We start from the raw sequence: 2,023 nt of genomic DNA, 5'->3' as shown, positions 1-2,023 counted from the left end.
GGCGGCGAGGACGGCGGCGATGCCCACGGCGGCGAGCGCTCGTCGGAGGAGTGCCATGGGCGCACCTTAGAGGCTGGGCTTCAACCCATCGGGCGCCGGCGTTGCGGAGGTCGGTCTGGAGAGTCGGCCACGACGTGAGCGTCCGTCCCCGGACGACGTCGCTCCCGACCGGGCGGCGCAGACGCCCTCGCGCTCGCGACCGCGCAGCAGGCGAGGCACCGTGGATTCGCCGCGGCGTGCGCGTAGCGCACGGGATGCGCGTCAGAGGAGAGCGGCGGCGAACTGGTCGTGGTGCTCGGTCCACCAGCGGCGCCGGCGGTCGTACTTCTCCATGCCCCCGGTCCTCTTCGACATCGCGGCGGCGTTCGGGTCACCGGCGTCGACGCGGCGCCGGACGGCTGCTTCGATGCGATCGATGGCATCGTCCATGGCGGTGAGCAGCTCCGCCCGGCCGTCCCGGTCCAGTCCGTAGGCGTCGGCGACGAGTCGTAGCCGTGCCGGCCGGTCGGCGGGCCGCCAGCCGAGCCGCGCCTGGTCGAAGTCGTCGTCGATCGGTACACAGAGGCGGGCGAGCTGGGCCAGGTCGTAGACGGGGCGGCCTGGGGCAGCGAACTCGAAGTCGAGCAGCGCCACGGCGATGCCGTCACGGAAGACGACGTTCGAAAGCTCCACGTCGTTGTGGCACACGAGCGTCCCGCCCGCAGGGTCAGCCAGACTGTCGTCCCAGGTGAGACCCCGAGGGTCGAACCCGCGGGCAGCGTCGTGCAGGCCGCGCAGCAGCCTGGCGATGGACGCCAGCGCGGTGTCGGACTGGCTCCAGTGCGGATAGGGCGCCACGGGGACCTCGCCGTCGATGAACACGAGGCGCTCGCGTCCGTCCTCGTCGATGCCGACTGGTGACGAGGCGCCCTCGAAGCCGGCGTGCCTCACCGCCCGCAGGAAGGCGTGGATCGAACCCGAGTGCGGACTCGAGGGGCGAACAACATGCGGACCGACGCGGACCACCCGACCCGCGTTCGCGATCCCACCATCGAGCTGCTGCTCAGCCACCCCGCCACCTTGACAGACGAATGGTGCAGCGGCCGTCGGCCCGTCGACAACGGCGTGCGTCCGCGAACGCGCATACCACAGTCGTGCAGGGCGTTGAAGGGACGAGCGTCGCGGGTTGCCCTGATCAACCATTCTGGTGCACGAGAAATCTCGGCAAGGAGGGCAAGCTGTCAATCCGGCTCTTCAAGCAGACGATCGCCATCGTCGCGTCGTCGACCGATACCAACGGCGTTGTCGGTGCAGTCGAAGTGACAGGTCAGGGAGGCGCCGTGCCCCCTCTCCATGTGCATCACCGCGAGGACGAAGCGTTCTATGTCCTCGAGGGTGAGTACAGCGTCTTCGTCGGGGACGACGTGATCACGGCGTCTCCAGGCAGCTGGGTCTGGGGACCGCGAGATGTGCCGCACGGCTATCAGGTCCATTCGGCGCGCGGCCGGCATCTGAGCGTCATGATGCCAGGAGGCTTCGAGGCGTTCTTCGAGGAGGTCGCGGCGATCGCGACGCCGGACGCTGATCCGCGACACGAGATGAGCAGGCTCGCGGCAGTCGCCGCCCGGTACGGCGTCGAGCTCCTCGGGCCCCCTCCAGCGCCGACCTGACCGTCGATTGTGCGACTCGCAAGGCTTGCCAGGGTCAGCGACCGATTCGGCGATCTGGTCAGGACCGGTGACCGCAGAACGGTGTCCCAGAACGCTGGGCGGGGCCGTTCGGCGGAGGTAGCAGCAAACGCCGGCTGGCGGTCAGGGTCGATCGGCCCGAAGAACTGCCAGGTCACCGTTCTCGTGGATCACGGAAGTCGTGAAGCCGGCGTCGTGCAGCCAGGTGAGCTGTACGGCCACGGTGTCGGGCAGATCGACGCCGTCTTCGAGGGGTACCGGCACGGGCACGGGCGCGGTGGGAACCACCACGTCGCAGAGCACGAATCGACCACCAGGGCGCAGCGCGGCGAGAACCCGCTTGAAGAGATCGGCCT

The 2,023-nt window shown here is 69.5% G+C and carries 3 protein-coding genes; 1 reads left to right on the top strand and 2 read right to left on the bottom strand.

The window, feature by feature from the left end:
* Positions 1-261: 261 nt before the first annotated feature.
* Complete coding sequence (locus VFZ70_14095; protein HEX6256933.1) at positions 262-1,050, bottom strand: phosphotransferase; 789 nt, start codon at positions 1,048-1,050, stop codon at positions 262-264.
* An 83-nt stretch (positions 1,051-1,133) separates the two neighbouring features.
* Between VFZ70_14095 and VFZ70_14090 the strand changes: the two genes are divergently transcribed.
* Positions 1,134-1,649, top strand: coding sequence for a cupin domain-containing protein (locus tag VFZ70_14090; protein HEX6256932.1), 516 nt, complete (start codon positions 1,134-1,136; stop codon positions 1,647-1,649).
* Between the two features lie 141 nt (positions 1,650-1,790).
* On the opposite strand, the gene VFZ70_14085 is transcribed toward VFZ70_14090, so the two are convergent.
* A partial coding sequence (locus VFZ70_14085) for a hypothetical protein (GenBank protein ID HEX6256931.1) occupies positions 1,791-2,023 on the bottom strand: 233 nt, incomplete at its 5' end.

It is taken from the genome of Euzebyales bacterium, from assembly GCA_036374135.1.
GTDB lineage: Bacteria > Actinomycetota > Nitriliruptoria > Euzebyales > JAHELV01 > JAHELV01.
This window is presented reverse-complemented; position numbering and strand designations above follow the sequence as displayed.